At 56.6% G+C, this 26,657-nt stretch carries 17 protein-coding genes, 3 tRNA genes, 3 rRNA genes and 1 pseudogene; 19 read left to right on the top strand and 5 right to left on the bottom strand.

The window, feature by feature from the left end; translation table 11 throughout:
• Positions 1-72: 72 nt before the first annotated feature.
• The 10 genes from ACL2XG_RS17575 (at position 73) to yjfF (ending at position 11,435) form a co-directional block, all read left to right on the top strand.
• A 16S ribosomal RNA gene (locus ACL2XG_RS17575) occupies positions 73-1,615 on the top strand.
• Positions 1,616-1,729: 114 nt separating this feature from the next.
• Positions 1,730-1,805: transfer RNA gene (locus ACL2XG_RS17580), tRNA-Glu, on the top strand.
• 315 nt (positions 1,806-2,120) lie between these two features.
• A 23S ribosomal RNA gene (locus tag ACL2XG_RS17585) occupies positions 2,121-5,113 on the top strand.
• A 124-nt stretch (positions 5,114-5,237) separates the two neighbouring features.
• Positions 5,238-5,353, top strand: a 5S ribosomal RNA gene (rrf, locus tag ACL2XG_RS17590).
• Together the 16S, 23S and 5S rRNA genes with 3 tRNA genes alongside form the textbook arrangement of a ribosomal RNA operon.
• A gap of 274 nt (positions 5,354-5,627) precedes the next feature.
• Positions 5,628-5,704 (top strand) — tRNA-Asp (locus ACL2XG_RS17595).
• 8 nt (positions 5,705-5,712) lie between these two features.
• A tRNA-Trp gene (locus ACL2XG_RS17600) sits at positions 5,713-5,788 on the top strand.
• Between the two features lie 780 nt (positions 5,789-6,568).
• Positions 6,569-7,525, top strand: coding sequence for a galactofuranose ABC transporter, galactofuranose-binding protein YtfQ (gene ytfQ / locus ACL2XG_RS17605; RefSeq protein ID WP_410013108.1), 957 nt, complete (start codon positions 6,569-6,571; stop codon positions 7,523-7,525).
• 322 nt (positions 7,526-7,847) lie between these two features.
• Positions 7,848-9,350 (top strand): galactofuranose ABC transporter, ATP-binding protein YtfR, encoded by a 1,503-nt coding sequence (gene ytfR, locus ACL2XG_RS17610; RefSeq protein WP_410016698.1) that lies wholly within the window; start codon positions 7,848-7,850, stop codon positions 9,348-9,350.
• 14 nt (positions 9,351-9,364) lie between these two features.
• On the top strand, positions 9,365-10,381 hold the full coding sequence (ytfT, locus tag ACL2XG_RS17615; protein WP_413721636.1) for a galactofuranose ABC transporter, ATP-binding protein YtfT: 1,017 nt from the start codon (positions 9,365-9,367) through the stop codon (positions 10,379-10,381).
• On the top strand, positions 10,374-11,435 hold the full coding sequence (gene yjfF / locus ACL2XG_RS17620) for a galactofuranose ABC transporter, permease protein YjfF (RefSeq protein ID WP_410013110.1): 1,062 nt from the start codon (positions 10,374-10,376) through the stop codon (positions 11,433-11,435). Before ytfT ends, yjfF begins: the two co-directional genes overlap by 8 nt.
• 32 nt (positions 11,436-11,467) lie before the next feature.
• Here the strand turns inward: yjfF and hdfR are convergent, their stop codons facing one another.
• Complete coding sequence (gene hdfR / locus ACL2XG_RS17625; RefSeq protein WP_410013111.1) at positions 11,468-12,286, bottom strand: HTH-type transcriptional regulator HdfR; 819 nt, start codon at positions 12,284-12,286, stop codon at positions 11,468-11,470.
• Between the two features lie 120 nt (positions 12,287-12,406).
• Here hdfR and ACL2XG_RS17630 point away from each other — a divergent pair, with 120 nt between their 5' ends.
• Complete coding sequence (locus tag ACL2XG_RS17630) at positions 12,407-12,745, top strand: DUF413 domain-containing protein (protein WP_410013112.1); 339 nt, start codon at positions 12,407-12,409, stop codon at positions 12,743-12,745.
• A 26-nt stretch (positions 12,746-12,771) separates the two neighbouring features.
• On the opposite strand, the gene ACL2XG_RS17635 is transcribed toward ACL2XG_RS17630, so the two are convergent.
• Positions 12,772-14,295, bottom strand: a complete 1,524-nt coding sequence (locus ACL2XG_RS17635; protein ID WP_413721635.1) for a YifB family Mg chelatase-like AAA ATPase — start codon at positions 14,293-14,295, stop codon at positions 12,772-12,774.
• Between the two features lie 382 nt (positions 14,296-14,677).
• Between ACL2XG_RS17635 and ilvL the strand changes: the two genes are divergently transcribed.
• The 6 genes from ilvL (at position 14,678) to ilvA (ending at position 21,252) form a co-directional block, all read left to right on the top strand.
• Positions 14,678-14,779, top strand: a complete 102-nt coding sequence (gene ilvL, locus ACL2XG_RS17640; RefSeq protein ID WP_162367070.1) for an ilv operon leader peptide — start codon at positions 14,678-14,680, stop codon at positions 14,777-14,779.
• 156 nt (positions 14,780-14,935) lie between these two features.
• Complete coding sequence (gene ilvG, locus ACL2XG_RS17645) at positions 14,936-16,582, top strand: acetolactate synthase 2 catalytic subunit (RefSeq protein WP_410013114.1); 1,647 nt, start codon at positions 14,936-14,938, stop codon at positions 16,580-16,582.
• Positions 16,579-16,836 carry an acetolactate synthase 2 small subunit gene (ilvM, locus tag ACL2XG_RS17650; RefSeq protein WP_410013115.1) on the top strand — a complete coding sequence of 86 codons (258 nt, stop codon included), beginning with the start codon at positions 16,579-16,581 and terminating at the stop codon, positions 16,834-16,836. The genes ilvG and ilvM overlap by 4 nt, the downstream gene beginning before the upstream one ends.
• Positions 16,837-16,857: 21 nt before the next feature.
• Complete coding sequence (gene ilvE / locus ACL2XG_RS17655) at positions 16,858-17,787, top strand: branched-chain-amino-acid transaminase (protein WP_410013116.1); 930 nt, start codon at positions 16,858-16,860, stop codon at positions 17,785-17,787.
• 64 nt (positions 17,788-17,851) lie between these two features.
• The gene (ilvD, locus tag ACL2XG_RS17660) at positions 17,852-19,702 is read left to right on the top strand and encodes a dihydroxy-acid dehydratase (RefSeq protein WP_410013117.1); all 1,851 of its coding nucleotides are present in this window, start codon (positions 17,852-17,854) and stop codon (positions 19,700-19,702) included.
• A gap of 5 nt (positions 19,703-19,707) precedes the next feature.
• Positions 19,708-21,252, top strand: a complete 1,545-nt coding sequence (ilvA, locus tag ACL2XG_RS17665) for a threonine ammonia-lyase, biosynthetic (protein ID WP_410013118.1) — start codon at positions 19,708-19,710, stop codon at positions 21,250-21,252.
• 206 nt (positions 21,253-21,458) lie between these two features.
• Here the strand turns inward: ilvA and ilvY are convergent, their stop codons facing one another.
• Complete coding sequence (ilvY, locus tag ACL2XG_RS17670; RefSeq protein WP_410013119.1) at positions 21,459-22,346, bottom strand: HTH-type transcriptional activator IlvY; 888 nt, start codon at positions 22,344-22,346, stop codon at positions 21,459-21,461.
• A 183-nt stretch (positions 22,347-22,529) separates the two neighbouring features.
• Here ilvY and ilvC point away from each other — a divergent pair, with 183 nt between their 5' ends.
• The gene (gene ilvC, locus ACL2XG_RS17675) at positions 22,530-24,008 is read left to right on the top strand and encodes a ketol-acid reductoisomerase (RefSeq protein WP_410013120.1); all 1,479 of its coding nucleotides are present in this window, start codon (positions 22,530-22,532) and stop codon (positions 24,006-24,008) included.
• A 477-nt stretch (positions 24,009-24,485) separates the two neighbouring features.
• Positions 24,486-24,968, top strand: a pseudogene (locus tag ACL2XG_RS17680) (hypothetical protein).
• A 129-nt stretch (positions 24,969-25,097) separates the two neighbouring features.
• On the opposite strand, the gene ACL2XG_RS17685 reads toward ACL2XG_RS17680, so the two are convergent.
• Positions 25,098-26,318 carry a type II toxin-antitoxin system HipA family toxin gene (locus ACL2XG_RS17685; protein ID WP_413721634.1) on the bottom strand — a complete coding sequence of 407 codons (1,221 nt, stop codon included), beginning with the start codon at positions 26,316-26,318 and terminating at the stop codon, positions 25,098-25,100.
• Entirely contained in the window at positions 26,315-26,590 is a 276-nt protein-coding gene (locus ACL2XG_RS17690; protein ID WP_413721633.1) for a helix-turn-helix transcriptional regulator, read from the bottom strand. The genes ACL2XG_RS17685 and ACL2XG_RS17690 overlap by 4 nt, the downstream gene beginning before the upstream one ends.
• Positions 26,591-26,657: the final 67 nt, after the last annotated feature.

The following is a 26,657-nucleotide window of genomic DNA, read 5'->3' on the forward strand; positions in this document are numbered from 1 at the left end:
CAAGTCTTGAAGAGTGAACAAACAGTTAATTCATAAGATTAACAGTATGACAATCTTTGAGCATCAAGCTTTTAATTGAAGAGTTTGATCATGGCTCAGATTGAACGCTGGCGGCAGGCCTAACACATGCAAGTCGAGCGGCAGCGGGAAGTAGCTTGCTACTTTGCCGGCGAGCGGCGGACGGGTGAGTAATGTCTGGGGATCTGCCTGATGGTGGGGGATAACTACTGGAAACGGTAGCTAATACCGCATAACGTCGCAAGACCAAAGTGGGGGACCTTCGGGCCTCACGCCATCGGATGAACCCAGATGGGATTAGCTAGTAGGTGAGGTAATGGCTCACCTAGGCGACGATCCCTAGCTGGTCTGAGAGGATGACCAGCCACACTGGAACTGAGACACGGTCCAGACTCCTACGGGAGGCAGCAGTGGGGAATATTGCACAATGGGCGCAAGCCTGATGCAGCCATGCCGCGTGTGTGAAGAAGGCCTTCGGGTTGTAAAGCACTTTCAGCGGGGAGGAAGGCGACAAGGTTAATAACCTTGTTGATTGACGTTACCCGCAGAAGAAGCACCGGCTAACTCCGTGCCAGCAGCCGCGGTAATACGGAGGGTGCGAGCGTTAATCGGAATTACTGGGCGTAAAGCGTACGCAGGCGGTCTGTTAAGTCAGATGTGAAATCCCCGGGCTTAACCCGGGAACTGCATTTGAAACTGGCAGGCTAGAGTCTCGTAGAGGGGGGTAGAATTCCAGGTGTAGCGGTGAAATGCGTAGAGATCTGGAGGAATACCGGTGGCGAAGGCGGCCCCCTGGACGAAGACTGACGCTCAGGTACGAAAGCGTGGGGAGCAAACAGGATTAGATACCCTGGTAGTCCACGCTGTAAACGATGTCGATTTGAAGGTTGTGGCCTTGAGCCGTGGCTTTCGGAGCTAACGCGTTAAATCGACCGCCTGGGGAGTACGGCCGCAAGGTTAAAACTCAAATGAATTGACGGGGGCCCGCACAAGCGGTGGAGCATGTGGTTTAATTCGATGCAACGCGAAGAACCTTACCTACTCTTGACATCCAGAGAAGTTTGCAGAGATGCGAATGTGCCTTCGGGAACTCTGAGACAGGTGCTGCATGGCTGTCGTCAGCTCGTGTTGTGAAATGTTGGGTTAAGTCCCGCAACGAGCGCAACCCTTATCCTTTGTTGCCAGCACGTAATGGTGGGAACTCAAAGGAGACTGCCGGTGACAAACCGGAGGAAGGTGGGGATGACGTCAAGTCATCATGGCCCTTACGAGTAGGGCTACACACGTGCTACAATGGCGCATACAAAGAGAAGCGAACTCGCGAGAGTAAGCGGACCTCACAAAGTGCGTCGTAGTCCGGATTGGAGTCTGCAACTCGACTCCATGAAGTCGGAATCGCTAGTAATCGTGGATCAGAATGCCACGGTGAATACGTTCCCGGGCCTTGTACACACCGCCCGTCACACCATGGGAGTGGGTTGCAAAAGAAGTAGGTAGCTTAACCTTCGGGAGGGCGCTTACCACTTTGTGATTCATGACTGGGGTGAAGTCGTAACAAGGTAACCGTAGGGGAACCTGCGGTTGGATCACCTCCTTACCGAAATAGATACTAGATTGTGTAGTGTCCACACAGATTGTCTGATAACTGTAATGAGCAAACAGCTCGTATGGTTTTTTTTGCGAAGCAGCACTGCTTCGTGATCCTATCTTTGTCCCCTTCGTCTAGTGGCCTAGGACACTGCCCTTTCACGGCGGTAACAGGGGTTCGAACCCCCTAGGGGACGCCATATCCCGCTGTCTATTTCAGAGCACACTCTTATGAGTATGCTGCGAAATACATGCTCTTTAACAATCCGGAACAAGCTGAAAATTTGAAAAAAAACATGCTGAGCAAAATCAGTATGCGATTCTCTCAAAGCAAGCAAACCTAATAAGGTCGCCGTGTCGATGGTGACCTTGTTGAGGGATGAGCGAGAAAGTCCCGGCCAAGGCGCACGGCGCGCAGCCAGCGGAGTGGACTCAATGTCCATGAGCATGGCGAGCACCGCGCAACACCGGCAGGGGCCTTTCGCAGCCATTCCGAAGACACTTTAGGGTTGTGAGGTTAAGTGAATAAGCGTACACGGTGGATGCCTAGGCAGTCAGAGGCGATGAAGGACGTGCTAATCCGCGAAATGCGCCGGTGAGCTGATATGAAGCGCTATCAGCCGGCGATGTCCGAATGGGGAAACCCAGTGCAATTCGTTGCACTATCATTACGTGAATCCATAGCGTATTGAGGCGAACCGGGGGAACTGAAACATCTCAGTACCCCGAGGAAAAGAAATCAACCGAGATTCCCCTAGTAGCGGCGAGCGAACGGGGAACAGCCCAGAGTCACCATCAGCATTTGTATCAGGAGAACGGTCTGGAAAGTCCGGCAACACAGGGTGATAGCCCCGTATCCGAAGGTGCAAGTGCTGTGAGCTCGATGAGTAGGGCGGGACACGTGATATCCTGTCTGAAGATGGGGGGACCATCCTCCAAGGCTAAATACTCCTGACTGACCGATAGTGAACCAGTACCGTGAGGGAAAGGCGAAAAGAACCCCGGCGAGGGGAGTGAAATAGAACCTGAAACCGTGTACGTACAAGCAGTGGGAGCCTTGATTTATCAGGGTGACTGCGTACCTTTTGTATAATGGGTCAGCGACTTATATTCTGTAGCAAGGTTAACCGAATAGGGGAGCCGTAGGGAAACCGAGTCTTAACTGGGCGTTAAGTTGCAGGGTATAGACCCGAAACCCGGTGATCTAGCCATGGGCAGGTTGAAGGTTGGGTAACACTAACTGGAGGACCGAACCGACTAATGTTGAAAAATTAGCGGATGACTTGTGGCTGGGGGTGAAAGGCCAATCAAACCGGGAGATAGCTGGTTCTCCCCGAAAGCTATTTAGGTAGCGCCTCGTGAATTCATCTTCGGGGGTAGAGCACTGTTTCGGCTAGGGGTCCACCCCGGATTACCAACCCGATGCAAACTGCGAATACCGAAGAATGTTACCACGGGAGACACACGGCGGGTGCTAACGTCCGTCGTGAAGAGGGAAACAACCCAGACCGCCAGCTAAGGTCCCAAAGTCATGGTTAAGTGGGAAACGATGTGGGAAGGCATAGACAGCCAGGATGTTGGCTTAGAAGCAGCCATCATTTAAAGAAAGCGTAATAGCTCACTGGTCGAGTCGGCCTGCGCGGAAGATGTAACGGGGCTAAACCATGCACCGAAGCTGCGGCAGCGGACATATCACTTAAGACAATTGTACGGAAAACGATTGACGGAGCGCAGCGACGTCAATGCGTTCATCACGTCGAGTTGACTTAAGGATATGTCCGTTGGGTAGGGGAGCGTTCTGTAAGCCTGCGAAGGTGGCCTGTGAGGGTTGCTGGAGGTATCAGAAGTGCGAATGCTGACATAAGTAACGATAAAGCGGGTGAAAAGCCCGCTCGCCGGAAGACCAAGGGTTCCTGTCCAACGTTAATCGGGGCAGGGTGAGTCGACCCCTAAGGCGAGGCCGAAAGGCGTAGTCGATGGGAAACAGGTTAATATTCCTGTACTGGGTGTGACTGCGAAGGGGGGACGGAGAAAGCTAGGTTCGCCGGGCGACGGTTGTCCCGGTTTAAGCGTGAAGGTGGAAAGAGCAGGTAAATCCGCTTTTTCATTCAACACTGAGGCGTGATAACGAGCCACTACGGTGGTGAAGGAATTGATGCTACGCTTCCAGGAAAAGCCTCTAAGCTCCAGGTCACATCGAATCGTACCCCAAACCGACACAGGTGGTCAGGTAGAGAATACCAAGGCGCTTGAGAGAACTCGGGTGAAGGAACTAGGCAAAATGGTGCCGTAACTTCGGGAGAAGGCACGCTGGCATTAGGTGGAGGGACTTGCTCCCCGAGCTGAAGCCAGTCGCAGATACCAGCTGGCTGCAACTGTTTATTAAAAACACAGCACTGTGCAAACACGAAAGTGGACGTATACGGTGTGACGCCTGCCCGGTGCCGGAAGGTTAATTGATGGGGTTATCCGTAAGGAGAAGCTCTTGATCGAAGCCCCGGTAAACGGCGGCCGTAACTATAACGGTCCTAAGGTAGCGAAATTCCTTGTCGGGTAAGTTCCGACCTGCACGAATGGCGTAATGATGGCCAGGCTGTCTCCACCCGAGACTCAGTGAAATTGAACTCGCTGTGAAGATGCAGTGTACCCGCGGCAAGACGGAAAGACCCCGTGAACCTTTACTATAGCTTGACACTGAACATTGAGCCTTGATGTGTAGGATAGGTGGGAGGCTTTGAAGTGTGGACGCCAGTCTGCATGGAGCCAACCTTGAAATACCACCCTTTAATGTTTGATGTTCTAACTCCGGCCCGTAATCCGGGTCGAGGACAGTGTCTGGTGGGTAGTTTGACTGGGGCGGTCTCCTCCTAAAGAGTAACGGAGGAGCACGAAGGTTAGCTAATCACGGTCGGACATCGTGAGGTTAGTGCAAAGGCATAAGCTAGCTTGACTGCGAGAGTGACGGCTCGAGCAGGTGCGAAAGCAGGTCTTAGTGATCCGGTGGTTCTGAATGGAAGGGCCATCGCTCAACGGATAAAAGGTACTCCGGGGATAACAGGCTGATACCGCCCAAGAGTTCATATCGACGGCGGTGTTTGGCACCTCGATGTCGGCTCATCACATCCTGGGGCTGAAGTAGGTCCCAAGGGTATGGCTGTTCGCCATTTAAAGTGGTACGCGAGCTGGGTTTAGAACGTCGTGAGACAGTTCGGTCCCTATCTGCCGTGGGCGTTGGAAGATTGAGAGGGGCTGCTCCTAGTACGAGAGGACCGGAGTGGACGCACCACTGGTGTTCGGGTTGTCATGCCAATGGCATTGCCCGGTAGCTACGTGCGGAAGAGATAACCGCTGAAAGCATCTAAGCGGGAAACTTGCCTCGAGATGAGTCTTCCCTGTGGCTTTAAGCCACCTGAAGGGACGTTAAAGACGATGACGTTGATAGGTCGGGTGTGTAAGCGCAGCGATGCGTTGAGCTAACCGATACTAATGACCCGTGAGGCTTAACCTTACAACACCTAAAGTGTTTGACGCGAAGAGAGCGTTGCCCCCAGGGGCGGCGAGAGAATTTTCAGCGAAGTTCCGGATAAACGGACGTGGCATAGAAGGATATGCGGCGGACGGTAACGAATTTGCCTGGCGGCACTAGCGCGGTGGTCCCACCTGACCCCATGCCGAACTCAGCAGTGAAACGCCGTAGCGCCGATGGTAGTGTGGGGTCTCCCCATGCGAGAGTAGGGAACTGCCAGGCATCCATTAAGACCAATACCTTGAGCGAAGCGAGAGGCGTTGTGAAGTAACCCTGGCAGTTCGCTACTCGAGTCAGAGAGCAGGACAACAGGCGGAGCCTGTTGAACGCCGCTTGCGGCGGCCCGAAGGGGGCCTGACGCAGTCAGGCATCAACTGCCAGGCATCCATTAAGACCAATACCTTGAGCGAAGCGAGGGGCGTTGGTCAAGCACCGCAAACGGTTTTAACAGGCGTTGACCCCGCAAATGTTATGTTTGGGTGTAGTACCGAATCGTGGTGCGGTAGTTCAGTCGGTTAGAATACCGGCCTGTCACGCCGGGGGTCGCGGGTTCGAGTCCCGTCCGCACCGCCACCCTATTTAGGGGCGTAGTTCAATTGGTAGAGCACCGGTCTCCAAAACCGGGTGTTGGGAGTTCGAGTCTCTCCGCCCCTGCCAGATAAAAAAAAAGCCCTTCGCTTACGCGAGGGGCTTTTTTCGTCTGCATTACTGTAAACGCAACGCAGTCCATCCCCTGGCGTTGGGACTATTGGGCGCTAAAACGCGCTTTATTTGCTCGTTTTCACTCAATAACGCAATCTTCGATTATATTTCCCGGACGTTTTTTTGACGACCGGCAGTGTGCGGTGACTCATTACAGAAATGGGCTTCATTGTCCTAATAAATATTGGGGATAAATAATCCTGCCAGCATTTTTATCCGGGTATTTATTAAATAACTCTTGGCCGGTTTAACGCCATCCTGCCCACAATTTTTCTCGTTGCCCGCTGGGAATAGCTGCACCGCGCGGCTGAAAGATAAAAGCAAAATTATCCATATAAAAAAATTGATTCAGCTATGGTAATTCTAGTTATCGGGAAAATGCCACAATCCCACCCTGCGCACCATCGTTAAATACACCCTCTCTCTTCTGATGAAGACATAAAAAACACCAGCTGATTTATACATAGCCGCGCCCATGTTACGGGTAAAGCAAAAAAAACAGATGGCGTGTAATTGCTTATTAATAAAGCAATTATGTCGTCATACTCTCTGGGACTGGACAAAAATATATCCATAAGCTACAGATTTAAATAAAGAAGTTGCTGTTAGACCCGGCTCTTATTTATCAAAAGTGTGATGCGCCCCGATATAAAAAAGCGGTTTTTTGTTTAGTTTTATTATTGCTATCAAACTAATGATACCAGCACATTTTATGATTATAAGAGGATGATGACTATGTGGAAGCGTTTACTTTTAGTGTCCGCCATTTCTGTCGCCATGTCTTCAGTGGCTTTTGCCGAGTCGTTGACCGTCGGTTTTTCGCAAGTGGGTTCTGAATCGGGCTGGCGCGCGGCGGAAACGTCGGTGGCGAAAAGTGAAGCCCAGAAGCGCGGCATTACCTTAAAAATTGCCGACGGGCAGCAAAAACAAGAAAACCAGATTAAGGCGGTCCGTTCATTTATTGCCCAAGGCGTCGATGCCATCTTTATCGCGCCGGTAGTTCAGACCGGTTGGGAGCCGGTACTGCAGGAAGCCAAGAGCGCCAAGATCCCGGTATTCCTGCTCGACCGGGCTATTAAAGTGAAAGATGATTCTCTCTATTTAACGGTGGTTACCGCCGATAACGTGCTTGAAGGCCAATTGATTGGCGACTGGCTGGTCAAGACCGTGGGCGATAAACCCTGTAATGTGGTGGAATTGCAGGGAACCGTGGGTGCAAGCGTCGCCATCGACCGTAAGAAAGGTTTTGCCGACGCCATTGCCAAGGCGCATAACATCAAAATCATTCGTTCCCAGTCCGGTGACTTTACCCGCAGCAAAGGGAAAGAGGTCATGGAAAGCTTTATCAAGGCCGAAAACAACGGCAAAAATATCTGTATGGTCTTTGCCCATAACGACGATATGGCGATCGGCGCCATCCAGGCCATTAAAGAAGCCGGCCTGAAACCGGGTAAAGATATTCTTACCGGCTCCATCGACGGCGTTCCGGATATCTATAAAGCCATGCTTGCGGGCGAGGCCAACGCCAATGTGGAGTTAACGCCGAATATGGCCGGACCGGCGTTTGACGCCCTGGCGAAATACAAAAAAGACGGCACCAAGCCCACCAAAATCATCAAGACGGAAAGCAAACTGTTCCTGCCGGCCGATGCCCAGGCCCAATTGGATAAGAAAAGCGGCATGGGTTACTAAAGCTCAGGGGATCCTGCCGGCAGCGATGGGGATTAAGCCTGCGTCCGCGTAGCCAGGGAGCGACCTGGATCGGCGCAAAAAGAAATATGTTGTAAACGCGTCCCTGGGATTGGGGTTTTGGCGCCAAGACCCCAGCCGCCAGGGCGCATCTCTACCCTGTTGTTTGCATGCACTCCAGGCGCATTGGTAGCTGGCGAATAGCATCCATTTCTTTTACCCCAATAATGACCGTTAACCTTCAATACCGGGGCACAGGGTCGGGGTGTAACGGTACTGATAGCGTGTTTATCCGGCTACGTCTTTAGGAGCATTTACCGTGGGTATTATCGATAGTCATGATGATGTATTACTCAACATTACCGGCCTAAGCAAAACCTTTCCCGGCGTAAAAGCGTTAAACAACGTGTCGTTAACTCTCAATCGCGGCGAAATCATGGGATTGCTCGGCGAGAATGGCGCGGGGAAATCAACCCTTATCAAAGCGTTAACCGGTGTTTACCAACGTGACGGCGGTACGATTAACCTGGATGGGCAAGATATTCATCCCAAGAATACCGCCCATGCGCAAGAGCTTGGCATCGGCACCGTGTACCAGGAAGTCAATCTGCTGCCGAATCTGTCGGTGGCGGATAATTTATTTATCGGTCGCGAACCGCGACGGTTTGGTTTTATCGATCGTAAAGAGGTTAATCGCCGCGCGGAAATATTACTGGCGGGTTATGGTTTTGCGCTGGACGTAACGGAGCCGTTGGGGCATTTTTCCGTGGCGATGCAGCAGATCGTAGCCATTTGCCGGGCGGTGGATCTGTCGGCCAAGGTGCTGATCCTGGATGAGCCGACCGCCAGCCTGGACGCCAACGAAGTCGAGATGCTGTTTACCATTATGCGCCAGCTGCGCGACCGGGGTATCAGCCTGATCTTTGTGACCCACTTTCTCGACCAGGTCTATAAAATTACCGATCGCATCACCGTGCTGCGCAACGGCGAGTTTGTCGGCACGCGTTATACCCGCGAATTGCCCCATATTGAATTGATCAAGATGATGCTGGGTCGTGAACTGGATGAGCATGCCTTGCAGCGCGCCGGCCGTACCCTGCATAGCGAAAAGCCGGTGGCGGCCTTTGCCGGTTATGGCAAGAAAGGCACGATCGCTCCCTTTGATCTGGAGGTCAGGCCGGGCGAGATCGTCGGGCTTGCCGGATTGCTGGGGTCGGGGCGTACCGAAACCGCCGAAGTGATTTTCGGCATTCGCCCGGCGGATTCGGGCACCGCCTGGATCAAGGGCACCGAGCGGGTGATCCGTTCGCCCAACCAGGCGGGAAAGCTGGGACTGGGCTTCTGTCCGGAAGATCGTAAAACAGACGGCATTATCGCCGCCGCCTCGGTGCGGGAAAATATTATCCTGGCCCTGCAGGTACAGCGCGGATGGCTGCGGCCCATCCCGCGCAAGGAACAAAATAACATTGCCGAGCGTTTTATCCGCCAACTGGATATCCGCACGCCCAGCGCCGAGCAGCCGATTGAGTTCCTGTCCGGCGGCAATCAGCAAAAGGTGCTGCTGTCGCGCTGGCTGCTGACCAAACCGCAGTTCCTGATCCTGGACGAACCGACGCGGGGCATTGATGTGGGCGCCCATGCCGAAATCATCCGTTTAATCGAATCCTTGTGCGCCGATGGGCTGGCCCTGCTGGTGATCTCCTCAGAGCTTGAAGAACTGGTGGGTTATGCCGACCGGGTTGTTATTCTGCGCGACCGGAAACATATCGCGGATATTCCGCTCGATAAGCTATCGGTGAGCGCCATTATGAATGCCATTGCCGCCTAAGGAGCGTGACTGTTATGTCTGGTTCAATGTCATCCGATACTAAAGTCGTTGTCGCCAAACGCTGGCCGGTGGGAATGCCGCAGCTGGCCGCGTTGGTGGTTGTGTTAGTGGTTGACAGTATTGTCGCCAATAATTTTTTCTCCATCCATATCCAGGATGGACGGTTGTTCGGCAGTCTCATTGATATCTTAAATCGCTGTGCGCCGGTCGCCCTGCTGTCCATCGGCATGACGCTGGTTATCGCCACCGGGGGGATCGACCTGTCGGTGGGCGCCGTCATGGCCATCGCCGGCGCGGTGACCGCGACGTTAACCGTACAGGGCTATAGCCTGACGGTTATCATCCTGGCGACCCTGGGCGTGGGCGTGCTGTCGGGTTTATGGAACGGCGTCCTGGTGGCGCTGCTGAAAATACAGCCCTTCGTGGCAACGCTTATCCTGATGGTGGCCGGGCGCGGCGTGGCGCAGCTGGTGACCGAAGGCCAGATCATTACTTTCAACAATCCGTCGCTGTCCTGGATCGGCAGCGGCTCGCTGTTCTATTTCCCCGTGCCGGTGTTTATTACCCTGATTACGCTGGTACTGGCCTGGCTGCTGACGCGCAAAACCGCCCTGGGATTGTTTATCGAGGCGGTGGGCATCAATATCCGCGCGGCCAAGAATGCGGGGGTGAAGACACGGGTTATCGTCATGTCCACTTACATCCTGAGCGGATTGTGCGCCGCGGTCGCCGGACTGATCGTCACCGCCGACATTCGTGGCGCGGATGCCAACAATGCCGGCCTGTGGCTGGAACTGGACGCTATTCTGGCGGTGGTGATCGGCGGGGCCTCGCTGATGGGCGGGCGTTTTAACCTGTTTCTGTCAATCCTGGGGGCGCTGATTATCCAGGGGATGAATACCGGCATTTTGCTGTCGGGCTTCCAGCCGGAGCTTAACCAGGTGGTGAAAGCCGTGGTGGTGCTTTGCGTGCTGGTCATGCAGTCCTCCAGCTTTATCGCTTTTATTCGCAGGAGCCGTCGCCATGCTTAAACGTAACCTTCCCCTGGTCATTACCATCGCGGTATTTATTGTCGGTTATTTGTTTTGCCTGAGCCGTTTTCCCGGTTTCGCCTCCACCAGGGTTATCTGCAATATCCTGACGGATAACGCGTTCTTGGGCATTATCGCCGTCGGCATGACTTTTGTGATTATTTCCGGCGGCATCGATCTTTCCGTGGGGTCGGTTATCGCGTTTACCGGCGTCTTCCTGGCGCGCGTGATCGGCGATTATCATCTGTCGCCGCTGGTCGCGTTTCCGCTGATCTTGATCATGGGCTGCGGATTCGGCGCGTTTATGGGCTGGCTTATCGATACATTAAAAATCCCGGCGTTTATCATTACCCTGGCCGGCATGTTTTTCCTGCGCGGCGCCAGTTACCTGGTGTCGGAAGAGTCCCTGCCCATCGACCATCCGATCTATGAAACCCTCTCGGGCCTCGCCTGGCAAATGCCCGGCGGCGGACGTCTTAGCGCCATGGGGGTGCTGATGCTGCTGGTGATGGTGTTCGGCATCCTGCTGGCGCGGTATACGCAGTTCGGCAATCAGGTGTACGCCATCGGCGGCAATGCGACGGCCGCCAACCTGATGGGGGTATCGACCCGCAGCACCACGATTCGTATTTATATGCTGTCCACGGGGCTGGCGACGCTTGCGGGCATTGTGTTTTCGATTTACACCTCGGCCGGCTACGCGTTGGCCGGCATGGGCGTGGAACTCGACGCCATCGCCTCGGTGGTGATCGGCGGCACGCTGTTGAGCGGCGGCATCGGCACGGTGTTCGGCACCTTGTTCGGCGTCATGATCCAGGGGCTTATCCAGACCTATATCAACTTTGACGGCACCCTGAGTTCCTGGTGGACCAAAATCGTCATCGGCATCCTGCTGTTTGCGTTTATCGCCTTGCAACGGCTGCTGAACTCGCTGTGGGAGAATAAGCAAAATGCCAAGGTCACCAGTATTCCCCGCACCGGCATCCCGGCGGAAAGCCAACAGCAGGCTCATAAGGCACCCGCGGCCGGCTACCCGGGGGATGGCTCGTCCTGATGGCCGCCAGGGACGTGACGGGCTTCACAGGCTTAAATGACCGGTGTTTTCAACAGCTGCCGTATCTGGGTGCGCTGATCGCTGTTTTGCAGCCATACGGCATAGAGCGGCCTGACCAGGGGAGGGATATCGGCGATGGCGGCCAGGTCGGGATATAACTCGCCCCAATGGCTGGGTAAAAATACGCATGCCCCGGTGGTCGGCAGCAGGCTGCGGGCCAGCAGGGCCGAGGTGGTGCTCATGACCGGCAGGGGGTTATTCACCAGCAGCCGGCTTTCATGGGTATGGAAATCGGCCCCCCATTCCAGACGGATATAAGGCCGATCCCCCGTTTCGGGAGGTGCCGAGGCGGTAAACAGCGACAACGAAAAATTCCCCAGCAACTGACAGGTCAGCTCCTCCATCTTCGGCGCTTCGGTGCTGATCAGCAAATCCAGCTGGCGCTCATGCAGCTGGCTTATCAGCGCGTGGCGCTGCGCTATGCGGGCTTCTATCTGCAGGGTGGGGCGCTGCTGGTATAACACGTGCAGCCATTGCCCCAACCAGGCCTCCCACAGCGAGGCGGTGGCGCCGATGGATAACAGGCTATGCTGCAGCGATCGGGTCACCTCTTTTTTGGCCAGTTGCCAGGTGGACATCAGGTTTTCCGCATAAGGCAACAGGCTTTCTCCCGCAGGCGTCAGGCGGATATTATTGCGGTGCCGGGTAAATAAACTGACGCCCAATTGCGTTTCCAATTGACGAATGCGGAAGCTCACCGCCGACTGCGTCAAATAAAGCGCTTCCGCGGCGCGACCAAAGTGGCGGGTCCTGCTAACTTCCAAAAAGGTTTTCAGTAATTCCGTATCCACGCCCATCTCCAGAAATTTTTATCGTAACGATTTAAATGTTTTGTTTTACAGAAAGTCAAGCCTATCTAATACTCCGCGCCATAAACAGTACGGCTTATGAAAGGATGGGGAGCGCTTAAGATGGCGGACAGCTTTTCTAGTACCAATCGTTATTTTGATAACAAAAATTACCCGCGTGGCTTTTCCCGGCATGGTCATTTCACCATTCGGGAAGCCCAGCTGCTGGAGCGCTATGGGCATGCCTACAACGATCTGGACAGCGGCAAGCGCGAACCGGTTACCGATGAAGAGACGCAATTTGTCGCGGTATGCCAGGGTCAGCGCGAGCCTTCCACCGAGCACGAAAAAGTGTGGTTCAAGTATATCGAGCACATTCGTCGTCCCAAGCGCTTCCATACCTTATCCGGCGGCAAGCCGCAGATGGACGTGGTGGAAGACTATACCGACAGCGAAGATTAATCCCGGCATGGGGCTGCGGCCCCATGTTATTCCATGTGCCGCCAAAGCTGTTGCAGCAGACGATCAATGGTGCGATAGCTGACGGCCTCCGCCAGATGATCGCGCTGTATTTCGGCCGCGCCCGCCAAATCCGCCAGCGTTCGGGCAACCTTGAGCGTCCGGTGCCAGGCGCGTACCGACAAACCCAGCGTTTCCATCACCTCTTCCAGGAAAACCGCGTCCTCTTCAGCAAGCCGGCAATATAATGCAACTTCCTGGTTATTGAGATACGCATTGATTTTCCGGCCGCGCCGCAGCTGGATGTCGCGCGCCGCTTGCACCCTGGCGCGCACCATCGCGCTGGTCTCGCCCGCCGGGTTCTGCCGGCGCAGCATTCCCGGCGGCAGCAGCGGCACCTCGATGGACAGGTCAAAACGATCCAGGAAGGGGCCGGATAACCGGTTCAGGTAACGCAGGGTCTGCGCGAGGCCGCTGCGGCCGTGGACGCCCTGGTAATCGCCGGACGGACTGGGGTTCATGGCGCCCACCAGTTGGAAACGCGCCGGGTATTGTACCTTGGCCTGGGCGCGGGAGATAACGATTTCACCCGCTTCCAGCGGTTCGCGCAGCGCGTCCAGCACCCGGCGCTGGAACTCCGGCAGCTCATCCAGGAATAACACCCCGTTATGGGCCAGGGATATCTCGCCGGGCCGGGGTAGGGAACCGCCGCCGACCAGGGCCGCCATCGAGGCGCTGTGATGCGGGGCGCGAAACGGTCTTTGGCGCCAATGCCGGCGGGCGGCCCCGGCGCTCATCAGACTGATCAGCGCGGCGGTCTCTACGGCCTCCGCATCGCTTAAGGGGGGCATCAACCCCGGCAGCCGGCTGGCCAGCATGGTCTTGCCGGTGCCCGGCGGACCGATAAGCAGCAGGTTATGCCCGCCGGCGGCGGCGATTTCCAGGGCGCGTTTGGCCTGCGGCTGGCCGGTGATGTCGCTGAGATCGGCGCCGTCGTATGCCGGCGGCGTCGGGTCCTGGCCCGGCACGGCATTGAGTTCGGCGCCGCCCTGCAGGAAGGCGCATACATCGCGCAGATGCCCGGCGACCAGCACGCGGCTATCCGGTATCAGGGCCGCCTCGCCGCTGTTATGGCTAGACAGGATCAGACGCCGCCCGGCCTGTTGTGCCGCCAGCGCCGCCGGAATGGCGCCCTGCACCGGCCGCAGTTCGCCGGACAGCGCCAGTTCGCCGAGAAATTCATGGCAAGCGAGCTTATCGGCGGCAATTTGTTCCGACGCGGCCAGGATCGCCAGCGCAATAGGCAAATCATAGCGCCCGCCTTCCTTGGGCAGATCGGCCGGCGCCAGGCTGACGGTTATCCGCCGGGCGGGAAAATCGAAACCGTTGTTCAGCAGCGCGCTGCGTACCCGATCGCGCGCCCCTTTTATCGTCGCGTCAGGCAACCCCACCAGGGTAAAGCCGGGCAGACCTTTGCTGATATGGGCCTCCACTGAAATCAACGGCGCCTGGACGCCGATCGACGCCCGGGTATAAATTAACGCAAGGGACATGCCCATCCTCCATCACCATCCTGGATGCCGCACCCGCGATGACGGCATCGGCCCTTATCATGCCCGCTTTGCGCCTGCAGCCCAGGGGCAGGCTCCCGCCCTGCGGAACGGCCCGTAAAAAAATTTCGGCGTTTGCCGTGCTTCGCAGCCGTGCGCGGCGGCGCCCCAAGGTTAATCCTGTGCAGAGAAGAGAGCGTGGCGGGGGAGAATGCCGCCGAAGATGAAAAATATTCATGACTCATCAAATTATTGAAAAACGGTCTATTTAGAATTTTCGCCGCCGCGCGATCCCAGCGAAAATAATAAAAAAGATTGTCATAACCCCATTTACTGTGATAACTCTGTAGGTATTCATTCGACCAGAAGTGATGAAACCCTATTTATGAAAGCCTTTGTCCAAGTGATAAGCCTAGTCGTGATTAGCGTGGTGGTGATTATTATCCCACCGTGCGGGGCTGCACTTGGACGAAGAAAAGCTTATTAAACAAGCTTAAATCTCAAGAAAACCCCCGCACCGAAAGGACGGGGGTTTTTTTTTGGCACTTTTTTATGGCCACCAAGATATATTATGAATAAGGAACAGAAAAATGATTAACAGCATAAAATCCTGTTCCCAGCGCAGACAGGCGGGGAACTAACTATGAACGGTGCTCAGTGGGTAGTGTCAGCGTTGCGCGCACAGGGTGTGGATATGGTTTTCGGTTATCCCGGCGGCGCCATCATGCCGGTATACGATGCGCTCTTTGACGGCGGGGTGGAACATCTCCTATGCCGACATGAACAGGGAGCGGCCATGGCGGCGATTGGCTATGCGCGAGCTACCGGTAAAGTCGGCGTCTGTATCGCCACCTCCGGCCCCGGGGCGACCAATCTCATCACCGGCCTGGCTGATGCCCTGCTGGACTCCGTGCCGCTGGTGGCCATTACCGGCCAGGTCGGCTCGGCGCTTATCGGCACCGACGCGTTCCAGGAAATCGACGTGCTCGGGCTGTCCCTGGCCTGCACCAAACACAGTTTCCTGGTGGAAAGCCTGGACGAACTGCCGGCCATCATGGCCGAGGCCTTCGCCGTCGCCACCAGCGGGCGTCCGGGGCCGGTATTGATCGATATCCCCAAGGATATCCAGCTGGCCACCGGCGAACTCAGCCCGCATCTGGTCGCCATGGACAGTCAGGACGGGGCCGTCCAGGGGGACGTGGCGGCGGCCCGCGACCTGCTGCGCCTGGCGCGCAAACCCATGCTGTATGTGGGCGGCGGCGTCGGCATGGCGCGCGCGGTGCCGGCCTTGCGTGATTTCATTCATCGCACCGGCATCCCGAGCGTGGCGACCCTGAAAGGCCTGGGCGCGCCTGACCGTGAAGATCCCTGTTACCTGGGCATGCTGGGCATGCACGGCAACCAGGCGGCCAACCTGGCGGTGCAGTCCTGCGATTTACTTATGGCGGTCGGCGCCCGTTTTGACGACCGGGTTACCGGCCGGCTGAATTCCTTTGCGCCCCACGCCAAAGTGATCCATCTGGATATCGACCCGGCGGAACTGGGTAAACTGCGTCAGCCCCACGTGGCGTTGCAGGGTGATTTAAACCAGCTGTTTCCCGCCCTGGCGCAGGCGCTGTCGATTGACGATTGGCGTCGTGAAACCCAGGCGCTGAAATCGGAATACCGCTGGCGTTACGATCATCCGGGCGAGGCTATTTACGCGCCGGCATTGCTGAACGCGCTTTCCCGGCGGGTACCGGATAATACCGTGATCACCACCGACGTCGGACAGCACCAGATGTGGGCCGCCCAGCATATGAGCTTCACCCGTCCGGAGAACTTCATCACCTCCAGCGGCCTGGGCACCATGGGTTTCGGCGTGCCGGCCGCGGTCGGCGCCCAGGTGGCGCGTCCCGATGACACCGTGGTCTGTGTCTCCGGCGACGGCTCGTTTATGATGAATGTCCAGGAATTGACCACCATCAAGCGAAAACGGCTGCCGCTGAAAATCGTCTTGATCGACAATCAGCGATTAGGCATGGTCCGACAGTGGCAACAACTGTTTTTCGACGGACGCTATAGCGAGACCACCCTGACAGATAACCCCGATTTTCTCATCCTGGCCAGCGCGTTTGATATCCCCGGCCAACGAATTACCCGAAAAGACCAGATCGATGCCGCCTTTGACGCCATGTTTTCCCACCAGGGCCCCTACCTGCTGCATGTCTCCATCGACGAAAACGAAAATGTCTGGCCACTGGTGCCGCCCGGCGCCGGCAATGAAACCATGCTGGAGAAATTATCATGATGCAACATCAGCTTTCCATCGAGGCGCGTTCCCGTCCGGAAATCCTGGAACGCGTCCTGCGCGTGGTGCGCCACCGCGGATTCCGGGTTTGCGCATTAAATATGACGCCGCAGATCAATCCGGAATGTATAAATATTCAATTGACGGTTGCAAGCATTCGCCCGGTCGATTTACTGTCTTCACAATTAAGTAAACTTATGGATGTCGCCTGTGTCGAGATCCAGCAATTGACATCACAACAAATACGCGCCTAAGGCACGAGTAAGGAAAAGAAAATGACGACGAAGAAAGCTGATTTTATTTGGTTCAACGGCGAGATGGTTCCATGGGCGGAGGCCAAGGTCCATGTGATGTCCCATGCGCTGCATTATGGATCGTCAGTCTTCGAAGGTGTCCGTTGCTACGACTCGCATAAAGGGCCGGTGGTGTTCCGCCATCGTGAACATATGCAACGCCTGCATGATTCGGCCAAGATCTACCGTATGCCGGTAAGCCACAGTGTTGATGACCTGATGGAAGCCTGCCGTTCAGTGCTGCGCAAGAATAAGCTGGTCAGCGCCTATATCCGTCCGCTGGTGTTTGTCGGCGACGTGGGCATGGGCGTTAACCCGCCGGCCGGTTATACCACCGATGTGATTATCGCCGCGTTCCCCTGGGGCGCCTATCTGGGTGAAGACGCGCTGGATCAGGGCATCGACGCCATGGTGTCGTCATGGAACCGCGTGGCGGCCAATACCATCCCGACCGCGGCCAAGGCCGGCGGCAACTATCTTTCTTCCATGCTGGTGGGCAGCGAAGCCCGCCGCCACGGCTATCAGGAAGGCATCGCGCTGGATGTCCACGGTTATGTTTCCGAAGGCGCGGGGGAAAACCTGTTTGAAGTGAAGGAAGGCATCCTGTTTACGCCGCCGTTCACCTCTTCCGCCCTGCCGGGCATTACCCGCGACGCCATCATCAAACTGGCGAAAGATCGCGGTCTCGAAGTGCGCGAGCAGGTGCTTTCCCGTGAATCGCTTTATCTGGCCGACGAAGTGTTTATGTCCGGCACCGCGGCGGAAATCACCCCGGTGCGCAGCGTTGACGGCATTCAGGTGGGCATCGGCCGCTGCGGTCCGGTGACCAAACAGCTGCAGCAGGCGTTTTTCGGCCTGTTCACCGGCGAGACCGAAGACAAATGGGGCTGGCTGGACCCGGTCAATAACTAAAACTATAGGTTTTTAACAGCAGGCGGGTTAACCGCCTGCCAAAAGATTAACTGGAGTATTGAGCATGCCAAAGTATCGTTCCGCTACCACCACCCACGGCCGCAATATGGCCGGCGCCCGTGCCTTATGGCGCGCCACCGGCATGACCGACGATGATTTCGACAAGCCGATTATCGCCGTGGTCAACTCCTTTACCCAATTTGTGCCGGGCCATGTGCACCTGCGCGATTTGGGTAAACTGGTTGCCGAGCAGATTGAAGCCTCCGGCGGCGTGGCGAAAGAATTCAATACCATCGCGGTGGACGACGGCATCGCCATGGGTCACGGCGGCATGCTGTATTCCCTGCCGTCGCGCGAGCTGATTGCCGATTCGGTGGAGTATATGGTCAACGCCCACTGCGCCGACGCCATGGTCTGTATTTCCAACTGCGATAAAATCACCCCGGGGATGCTGATGGCGGCGCTGCGCCTGAATATCCCGGTGATATTTGTCTCCGGCGGCCCGATGGAAGCCGGCAAGACCAAGCTGTCCGATAAAATTATCAAGCTCGATTTGATTGACGCTATGATCCAGGGCGCCAATCCGAACGTGTCCGATGCCGACAGCAACCAGATCGAACGTTCCGCCTGTCCCACCTGCGGCTCCTGTTCCGGCATGTTTACCGCCAACTCCATGAACTGCCTGACCGAAGCCCTGGGCCTGTCCCAGCCTGGCAATGGTTCGCTGCTTGCCACCCATGCCGACCGGCGTCAGCTGTTTCTCAATGCCGGCAAGCGCATCGTCGAACTGACCAAGCGCTATTATGAACAGGATGATGAAAGCGCGCTGCCGCGCAGCATTGCCTGTAAAGCGTCGTTTGAAAACGCCATGACGCTGGATATCGCCATGGGCGGCTCCACCAATACCGTACTGCATCTGCTGGCGGCGGCGCAGGAAGGGGACGTGGATTTCACCATGGCCGATATCGACCGTTTATCGCGCCGGGTGCCGCATTTGTGCAAGGTGGCGCCAAGCACGCAGAAATACCATATGGAAGACGTCCACCGCGCCGGCGGCGTCTGGGGCATCCTGGGCGAACTGGACCGCGCGGGCCTGCTGAACCGCGAGGTCGGCAATATCCTCGGGCTGACGCTGCCGGAAACGCTGCAACAGTATGATGTGATGCTGACCGAAGACGCGGAAGTGAAAAGCATGTATTCCGCCGGCCCTGCCGGCATCCGCACCACCAAGGCGTTCTCGCAGGACTGCCGCTGGCCGTCCCTGGATACCGACCGTCAGGAGGGCTGTATCCGCTCCCGCGAGTTCGCCTATAGCCAGGACGGCGGGCTGGCGACGCTGTACGGCAATATCGCCGAAGACGGCTGTATCGTCAAAACCGCCGGCGTGGATAAGGGCAGCCTGATCTTCAGCGGCCCGGCTAAAGTGTATGAAAGCCAGGAAGCCGCCACCGAGGCCATCCTGGGCGGCAAAGTGGTGGCCGGCGACGTGGTGGTCATCCGTTACGAAGGACCCAAAGGCGGGCCGGGCATGCAGGAAATGCTGTATCCCACCACCTACCTGAAATCCATGGGGTTGGGCAAGCAGTGCGCGCTGATTACCGACGGCCGTTTTTCCGGCGGCACCTCCGGCCTGTCCATCGGCCATGTTTCGCCTGAAGCCGCCAGCGGCGGCCTGATCGGACTGGTACAGGACGGCGATATTATCGACATCAACATCCATGAGCGCAGCATCGCGCTGGCCGTGGCGGACAGCGAACTGGCCGCCCGGCGGGAAAGACAGACGGCACGCGGCGCGGACGCCTGGAAACCGGTGGATCGCCAGCGTCAGGTGTCCTTTGCCCTGCGGGCCTACGCCTTGCTCGCCACCAGCGCCGATAAGGGCGCAGTGCGCGATAAAAGCAAGCTGGGAGGCTAACGGTCATGGCCGACTCCCTACCGTTGCCCGCCGCGCCCTGCGCGGCGGAATACCTGCGCGCCACGCTGCGTTCGCCGGTATACGAGGTGGCCCAGGTCACCCCGTTGCAAGTCATGGAAAAACTCTCCGCGCGCCTGGACAATACCGTCCTGGTAAAGCGGGAAGACCGGCAGCCGGTGCACAGCTTTAAGCTGCGCGGCGCCTATGCGATGATTTCCGGCCTCAATGAAGAGCAAAAAGCCCATGGCGTGGTGACCGCCTCGGCGGGCAATCATGCCCAGGGCGTGGCGCTCTCCGCGACCAGGCTTGGCATCAAGTCGCTGATCGTGATGCCGGTTGCCACGGCGGATATCAAGGTGGACGCCGTGCGCAGTTTCGGCGGCGAAGCCTTCCTGTACGGCGCCAATTTCGACGAAGCCAAGGCCAAGGCGATCGAGCTGGCGCGCGAGTGTAATTACACCTTCGTGCCGCCGTTCGACCATCCGGCGGTGATCGCCGGCCAGGGTACGCTGGCGATGGAACTGCTGCAGCAGGACGCGCATCTGGACCGGATTTTTGTACCGGTGGGCGGCGGCGGCCTGGCCGCGGGCGTAGCGGTGCTGATCAAGCACCTGATGCCGCAGATTCAGGTGATCGGCGTGGAGGCCGAGGAATCCGCCTGCCTGTGCGCGGCGCTCAAGGCCGGCGAACCGGTGGACCTCCCCCGGGTCGGTATGTTCGCCGAAGGCGTGGCGGTCAGGCGTATCGGCGACGAAACGTTCCGCTTATGCCGCGAGTACCTGGATGACGTGATTACCGTGGACAGCGACGCCATCTGCGCGGCAATCAAGGATCTGTTCGAGGACGTGCGGGCGATAGCGGAACCCGCGGGCGCGCTGGCGCTGGCGGGCATGAAAAAATATATTCAGCAGCATAATATCCGGGGCGAACGGTTGGCCCATGTGCTGTCCGGCGCCAACGTCAATTTCCACGGCCTGCGTTATGTTTCCGAGCGCTGCGAGCTTGGCGAGCAGCGCGAAGCGCTGATGGCGGTGACCATTCCCGAGCAGAAGGGCAGTTTCCTGAAATTTTGCCAGCTGCTGGGCGGCCGCGCGGTAACCGAGTTTAACTATCGCTACGCCGACGCGGATAACGCCTGCATTTTTGTCGGCGTGCGCCTGACCCGGGGACGCGTGGAGCGCGATGAGATCTTAAGCGAGCTGACCGCCGGCGGCTACCAGGTGGTGGATCTGTCCGACGACGAGATGGCCAAGCTGCACGTGCGTTATATGGTGGGCGGACGCCCGTCGAAACCGCTGCGCGAACGGCTCTATAGTTTTGAATTCCCGGAATCGCCGGGGGCCTTGCTGAAGTTTTTGCATACTCTGGGCACCCACTGGAATATTTCGCTGTTCCATTACCGCAGCCACGGCACCGATTACGGTCGCGTCATGGCGGGTTTCGAGCTGGGCGAGCAGGAGCCGGAGTTTGACCGCCACCTGTCCGCGCTGGGTTATGAATGCCACGACGAAACCCAAAATCCAGCTTTCCGCTTCTTTCTGCAAGGATAACCGGGCATCCCGGCCTGGCCGGCAACCAGGATAACGGGCATGCTTCCCGGCGCCGGGATGGGTAGCGTCCCGTCCCGGCGTTCCGGGCCGCTATAGCGCAACGATCTTAAGCGGCTCCTGCCGGAAGGGCGCGACCGTCGAAAAAAATTCAGCAATGGCGCTTCGCCGCCATTAACCAGGTCATTGCACCCTGGCTGCGTTGCCCCTTAACGTTCCAGCAGTTGCCAGAACGCTTCAATCAACGGTTCCTGCAAGCGTTTGCGCTGTACGCATACCCCTAATTCCAGCGGTTCTACCGGCGTACCGTGCTCGACAATCTGCACGCGGTTGCGCACCGGTTCGGGGCTGTTGTCTACTACTACCGAGGGGATCAGCGCAATGCCGCAGCCGAGCGCCACCATGGAAACAATGGCCTCGTGCCCGGCGACGGTGGCGTAAATCTGCGGATTGGCGAGGCGGTTGGCGCGGAACCAGTGATCGATACGGCGGCGCGCCGGACCGTGCTCCGGTAAGATAAAGGGGATATGCGACCAGTCCGGCGTGGCGACCAGCGCCTGCGCGCGTACCGGGCAGGGCAGGGCCGGGGCTATCAGGATCATCGGTATTGCGCCGATCGGGGTAAAATCAATGCTGGCCGGCAGGATTTCGGGATGGCCGGCAATGCCTAAATCGGCGTCGCCGGACTGCACTTTTTCCACGGCGTCGGCGGGGTCGCCGGTGGTCAGTTTTATTTCCACCAACGGATGCCGGGCGCGGAAATGGTCGAGGATCGGCGGCAGATGGCTATAGGCGGCGGTAACCGAGCAGAACAGCCGCAGCTCGCCGCTAAGCGACGGACCGTGCTGGCCCAGGCGATGGGACAGCTGCTGGTACTGCAGCAGCGTCTGCTGGGCAAAAATCTTCAACTGCTCGCCGGCGTCGGTAAGCTGTACCGTGCGGTTGTCGCGCAGGAACAAGACCCGTCCCACGTCTTCCTCCAGACGCTGGATCTGGCGCGACAGCGTCGACGGGCTAACGTGGGTCGCTTTCGCGGTGCGGCCGAAATGGCGGCTTTCCGCGAGGTGAAGGAACAATTTAAGATCGCGCAGATCCATAGGGGCAGCACCTTTAAACCGCTTTTTCCATGCGCAGCGCGCACGTTGCACAATATGCAATATCAGATTGTTAATATATCAATTTAAGCAACACGATTCCTGCTTTATAGTGGCAAACATCCTATTCCCGTCCGGCGGGAACCCTTATACCAGAAGTACCATACCCTATTACGGAGTAGCACCATGGCTAACTATTTTAACACCCTGAACCTGCGCCAGCAGCTGGAGCAGCTGGGTAAATGCCGCTTTATGGCCCGGGATGAATTCGCCGATGAAGCGGGCTACCTGAAAGGTAAAAAAGTGGTCATTATCGGCTGCGGGGCGCAGGGGCTGAACCAGGGCCTGAACATGCGTGATTCCGGACTTGATATTTCCTACGCGTTGCGCAAGGCGGCCATTGACGAGAAGCGCCCGTCCTGGCGCAAGGCCACCGAAAACGGCTTTAAGGTCGGTACCTATGAAGAACTGATCCCGCAGGCCGATCTGGTGGTCAACCTGACGCCGGACAAACAGCATTCGGTCGTGGTGCAGGCCGTGCAGCCGCTGATGAAAAAAGGCGCAGCGCTGGGCTACTCCCATGGGTTTAACATCGTCGAGGTGGGCGAGCAAATCCGTAAAGACATCACTGTTATCATGGTGGCGCCCAAATGCCCCGGCACCGAAGTGCGCGAAGAGTACAAACGCGGTTTCGGCGTGCCGACCCTGATTGCGGTACATCCGGAAAACGACCCGCAGGGTGAAGGCATGGCGCTGGCCAAGGCCTGGGCGGCCGCTACCGGCGGCCATCGCGCCGGCGTCCTGGCGTCATCGTTTGTCGCCGAGGTAAAATCCGACCTGATGGGCGAACAGACCATCCTGTGCGGCATGCTGCAGGCCGGCTCGCTGCTGTGCTTCGATAAAATGGTCGCGGACGGCATCGACCCGGCCTACGCCGGGAAACTGGTGCAGTTCGGCTGGGAAACCACCACCGAAGCGCTTAAGCAAGGCGGCATTACGCTGATGATGGACCGTTTGTCCAATAGCGCCAAGCTGCGCGCCTTTGCCTTGTCCGAGCAGTTAAAAGCCCTGATGCAGCCCTTGTTCGAAAAACATATGGACGACATCATCACCGGCGCCTTCTCCAGCGGCATGATGGAAGACTGGGCTAATGACGACGTGAAATTGCTGACCTGGCGCGAAGAGACCGGCGCCTCGGCGTTTGAAAACGCCCCTCAGTTTGAAGGCAAAATCAGCGAGCAGGAATATTTCGACCACGGCGTGCTGATGATAGCCATGGCCAAGGCCGGCGTGGAGCTGGCGTTTGAAACCATGACCCGCTCCGGTATCATCGCCGAATCGGCTTACTACGAATCGCTGCATGAGCTGCCGCTGATCGCCAATACCGTGGCGCGCAAGCGCCTGTATGAAATGAATGTGGTGATTTCCGATACCGCCGAATACGGCAACTACCTGTTCGCCAACGCCGCCGTGCCGCTGCTGAAAGCCAACTTTATGGACAGCCTGCAGCCGGGCGATATCGGCAAGGCCGCGCCTGCCGCCGAGATTGACAATGCGCAGCTGCGCGATGTCAACGAAGCCATCCGCCACCATCCGATTGAAATTATCGGCGCCACCCTGCGCGGGTATATGAAAGATATGAAGCGCATTGCGGTTGCCGGCTGATTCTTCCACCGGCGACAGTCGCTGATATTTCACAAGGCCCCGCGCTGATGCGCGGGGCTTTTTTTTTCAGCGCGTGAGATTGCCGACAACGGCCCGACACCGTAGACAGGACGCTGATCCCATTGGGATAATCTTTATACGTTACGATCGCAATCTGCGCCGATGCGGCAGGCTATGAATAATGTATAACCCATGATTCATTAAACGTAATAACGTGCAATATAGCGTTCAATTTCGAGACGGACCTAGACGATAATGATACTCACGGCGAAAGGCATGGCGGATAGTCGCCCGCCATTATATCGTGCTTTTGCGCCTGCAAATCAGGCGCTGGGATTGGTCTCCCTGATACAAAACCTAGTGGCGGCATTTGACGCTTATGCGTATTTTGATGTCGTGAATTCAGCTCACCCTGAAATTACGTAATTCAGGTAATTCAGTGGTGGTTTATGAATATCACTTAGTGGCGGCTGCCTTATGGCTACGATCCCAACCCAAACTCATGCATGACTTTCTGTCCCCTTCCGTTCAACCACGGATTACACCGTGCTCGCCGGGCATTGCGAACAGTTCGCTGAAACCCTGCGTGAAAGTAGCGATACCACACGCCGGCAGGCGCTTAGCGCACGGCTTGCCGAATGCCTTGCCCGATTGCAACCCACGCTGAACGACCCGATCCCGCCTCACTTGATTGTAAGCCTGACCGTGGATGATTTCCCGGTGACCTCGCCCCGCTTTGAACCTGACGCCGAGCTACTTTGCGAATATTGCCAGGCGCTGGCGCGAATTCTGATGGACCGGGCGCTATTAGCGGAAATGGAGCACACCCTCACCGGATTGCTGTTTGAACTGGTCAGTTATTTTGCCGATGAGTTGAGAGCGCCGCGCTGGATACGTACCGCCCATGGGGTGAAATTTATCGCGGAGGTGGAGAGGGCGGGGGAAAGCGGAATATCCTGAATAAAGGAACACGCCCTTACCGCGTGTTAATATTGTAGAAAAAGTCCGGAGCCCTAGGCCAGGACTTAGATTGCACAGGGAAAGGCTAGAAATAGCGGCATACAAAAGCGCCTGGGACGTTCAATACTGTCACCGTGAGGGCAAATAACGCAACAATCGCTCTGTATCGTCATGTTCAAACGACCTTTCCATTCGCATAATTTCCTCGCCTCGCAGACCATTGCCTTTCGCTATATTTCGCCATTGTGAAACTGCTTGGGCAATCTTGGTCAACGCTGCGTTAACTTCAGCTTTCCCAGCATCGAAAAATTCAGCTAGCGCCAGACAGGTGTCCAGAGAGGGTTTGGAGCGCTCACCATCGAATGACAAGTTATGATTACGGCGCGCAAAATGTTCCGTTGTCGGATTGATATCGTAAGCTGGAGAAAGCCGCCAACCTTGTGGTTCGCGTAAAAAACCATGATTACGCAGATGGTCATCAATGTTGCCCGTCATGGCATTAAAGATCATACGGCTAAACAGTTCCAGCCGGTCTGCCCCGGGTCGCGATGAGTAATGGGTGAGAGCATCCGCAATTTCAATATAGCTGGCGCCTTCTTTATTATTTTCGTTACGTTCCAGTAACGTCATGGCGGAAATAAAGGGGATGCGTTTACCGTCCAGGCGGTCAAAACGCTCCACCAGAAGCACTGGTCTGTCACCACCGGCATTCAAAACCCGGTGATGTGCGGTGCGAATACCCGCTTTTCTTGCGAGACCCAGCATGGTGGCTTCCCAGAGTGATACGCGTTCTGTGTCGGTATTGCTTTGAAACTTCGCCAGCCACAGCTTATGCTTGTCTTCCACCGAGGCTTTGGGATGAGCGCCCCCCAGAGAAGAACCGGGTTGCGCAATCATAGCCAGATCTGACGCGCTTTCCCGCCCGGCTTCAAAGCGGTGAACGGCGGCTTCCAGTTCCCGCAAATTGACCAGTTTTGGCACGTCATGGTTATCCGCTAAAAAAACGTCTGGCTGTGCGGCATCGCTGAGGCGTAACGCCCCCATTCTCATATAATCGCTGACGCCAAGAAGAAAATCGCACTCGGACAGATGGCGGTTGTTGACCCTGGTCTGGACTAGGCGCCCCCATCTATCAGGGGAAATAGCCTGGAATGCGCCCCACAGCTTATTATCTACATAAGGTGTTCTGGGGATAAGCTCCAGCGCCGGATCAATGGCGAATCCGTTCCTGGCCCAGTCTGCCGCATAGGTAAATTGATAACGTTCCGTGCCTCTGGCGACATACACGTCCAGTTGGCCGACAAGTCGCGCGTTATCTTGCCAGTCAATGGTGACGTTAATGCTCTTCATTCTGTTCTCCGTGTGCGGATACGGACGGGCAACTCATCATCCATCAAATCCAGCCCGAGTGGATCCTGAGTCCGGTCTATGATGTTTTCCAACTGATCCAACTTACCAAACACATACAGCGCTATTGCATAACTCCCCATTGACACTTTTGCATCGCCGGCCTCAAGCCTGCTGAGCGTGGCGCGGGTGATACCGATTCGCTCAGCCATCAGCGAGGTACTTATGCGGCGGCGTTTGCGCGCATCCTGTATATCGCGGCCCAGTTTCTTCAATGCCTGCTCTACCCGGAATACCCTCATTTTGTATACTCTGTGATACACTAAAGTTTATATTGCTAAA

This window comes from Sodalis sp. RH24 (assembly GCF_047324145.1).
Classification (GTDB): domain Bacteria; phylum Pseudomonadota; class Gammaproteobacteria; order Enterobacterales; family Enterobacteriaceae; genus Acerihabitans.

Bases quoted from the DNA above. Each gene is read 5' to 3' on its own strand.
- ilvA (WP_410013118.1), top strand. From the start codon at position 19,708: ATGGCCGACTCCCTACCGTTGCCCGCCGCGCCCTGCGCGGCGGAATAC.
- ACL2XG_RS17635 (WP_413721635.1), bottom strand. From the start codon at position 14,295: ATGTCCCTTGCGTTAATTTATACCCGGGCGTCGATCGGCGTCCAGGCG.
- ilvC (WP_410013120.1), top strand. From the start codon at position 22,530: ATGGCTAACTATTTTAACACCCTGAACCTGCGCCAGCAGCTGGAGCAG.
- ACL2XG_RS17685 (WP_413721634.1), bottom strand. From the start codon at position 26,318: ATGAAGAGCATTAACGTCACCATTGACTGGCAAGATAACGCGCGACTT.
- ACL2XG_RS17630 (WP_410013112.1), top strand. From the start codon at position 12,407: ATGGCGGACAGCTTTTCTAGTACCAATCGTTATTTTGATAACAAAAAT.
- ytfQ (WP_410013108.1), top strand. From the start codon at position 6,569: ATGTGGAAGCGTTTACTTTTAGTGTCCGCCATTTCTGTCGCCATGTCT.
- ilvL (WP_162367070.1), top strand. From the start codon at position 14,678: ATGAAAGCCTTTGTCCAAGTGATAAGCCTAGTCGTGATTAGCGTGGTG.
- yjfF (WP_410013110.1), top strand. From the start codon at position 10,374: ATGCTTAAACGTAACCTTCCCCTGGTCATTACCATCGCGGTATTTATT.
- ilvM (WP_410013115.1), top strand. From the start codon at position 16,579: ATGATGCAACATCAGCTTTCCATCGAGGCGCGTTCCCGTCCGGAAATC.
- ilvD (WP_410013117.1), top strand. From the start codon at position 17,852: ATGCCAAAGTATCGTTCCGCTACCACCACCCACGGCCGCAATATGGCC.
- ilvY (WP_410013119.1), bottom strand. From the start codon at position 22,346: ATGGATCTGCGCGATCTTAAATTGTTCCTTCACCTCGCGGAAAGCCGC.
- ytfT (WP_413721636.1), top strand. From the start codon at position 9,365: ATGTCTGGTTCAATGTCATCCGATACTAAAGTCGTTGTCGCCAAACGC.
- ilvE (WP_410013116.1), top strand. From the start codon at position 16,858: ATGACGACGAAGAAAGCTGATTTTATTTGGTTCAACGGCGAGATGGTT.
- ilvG (WP_410013114.1), top strand. From the start codon at position 14,936: ATGAACGGTGCTCAGTGGGTAGTGTCAGCGTTGCGCGCACAGGGTGTG.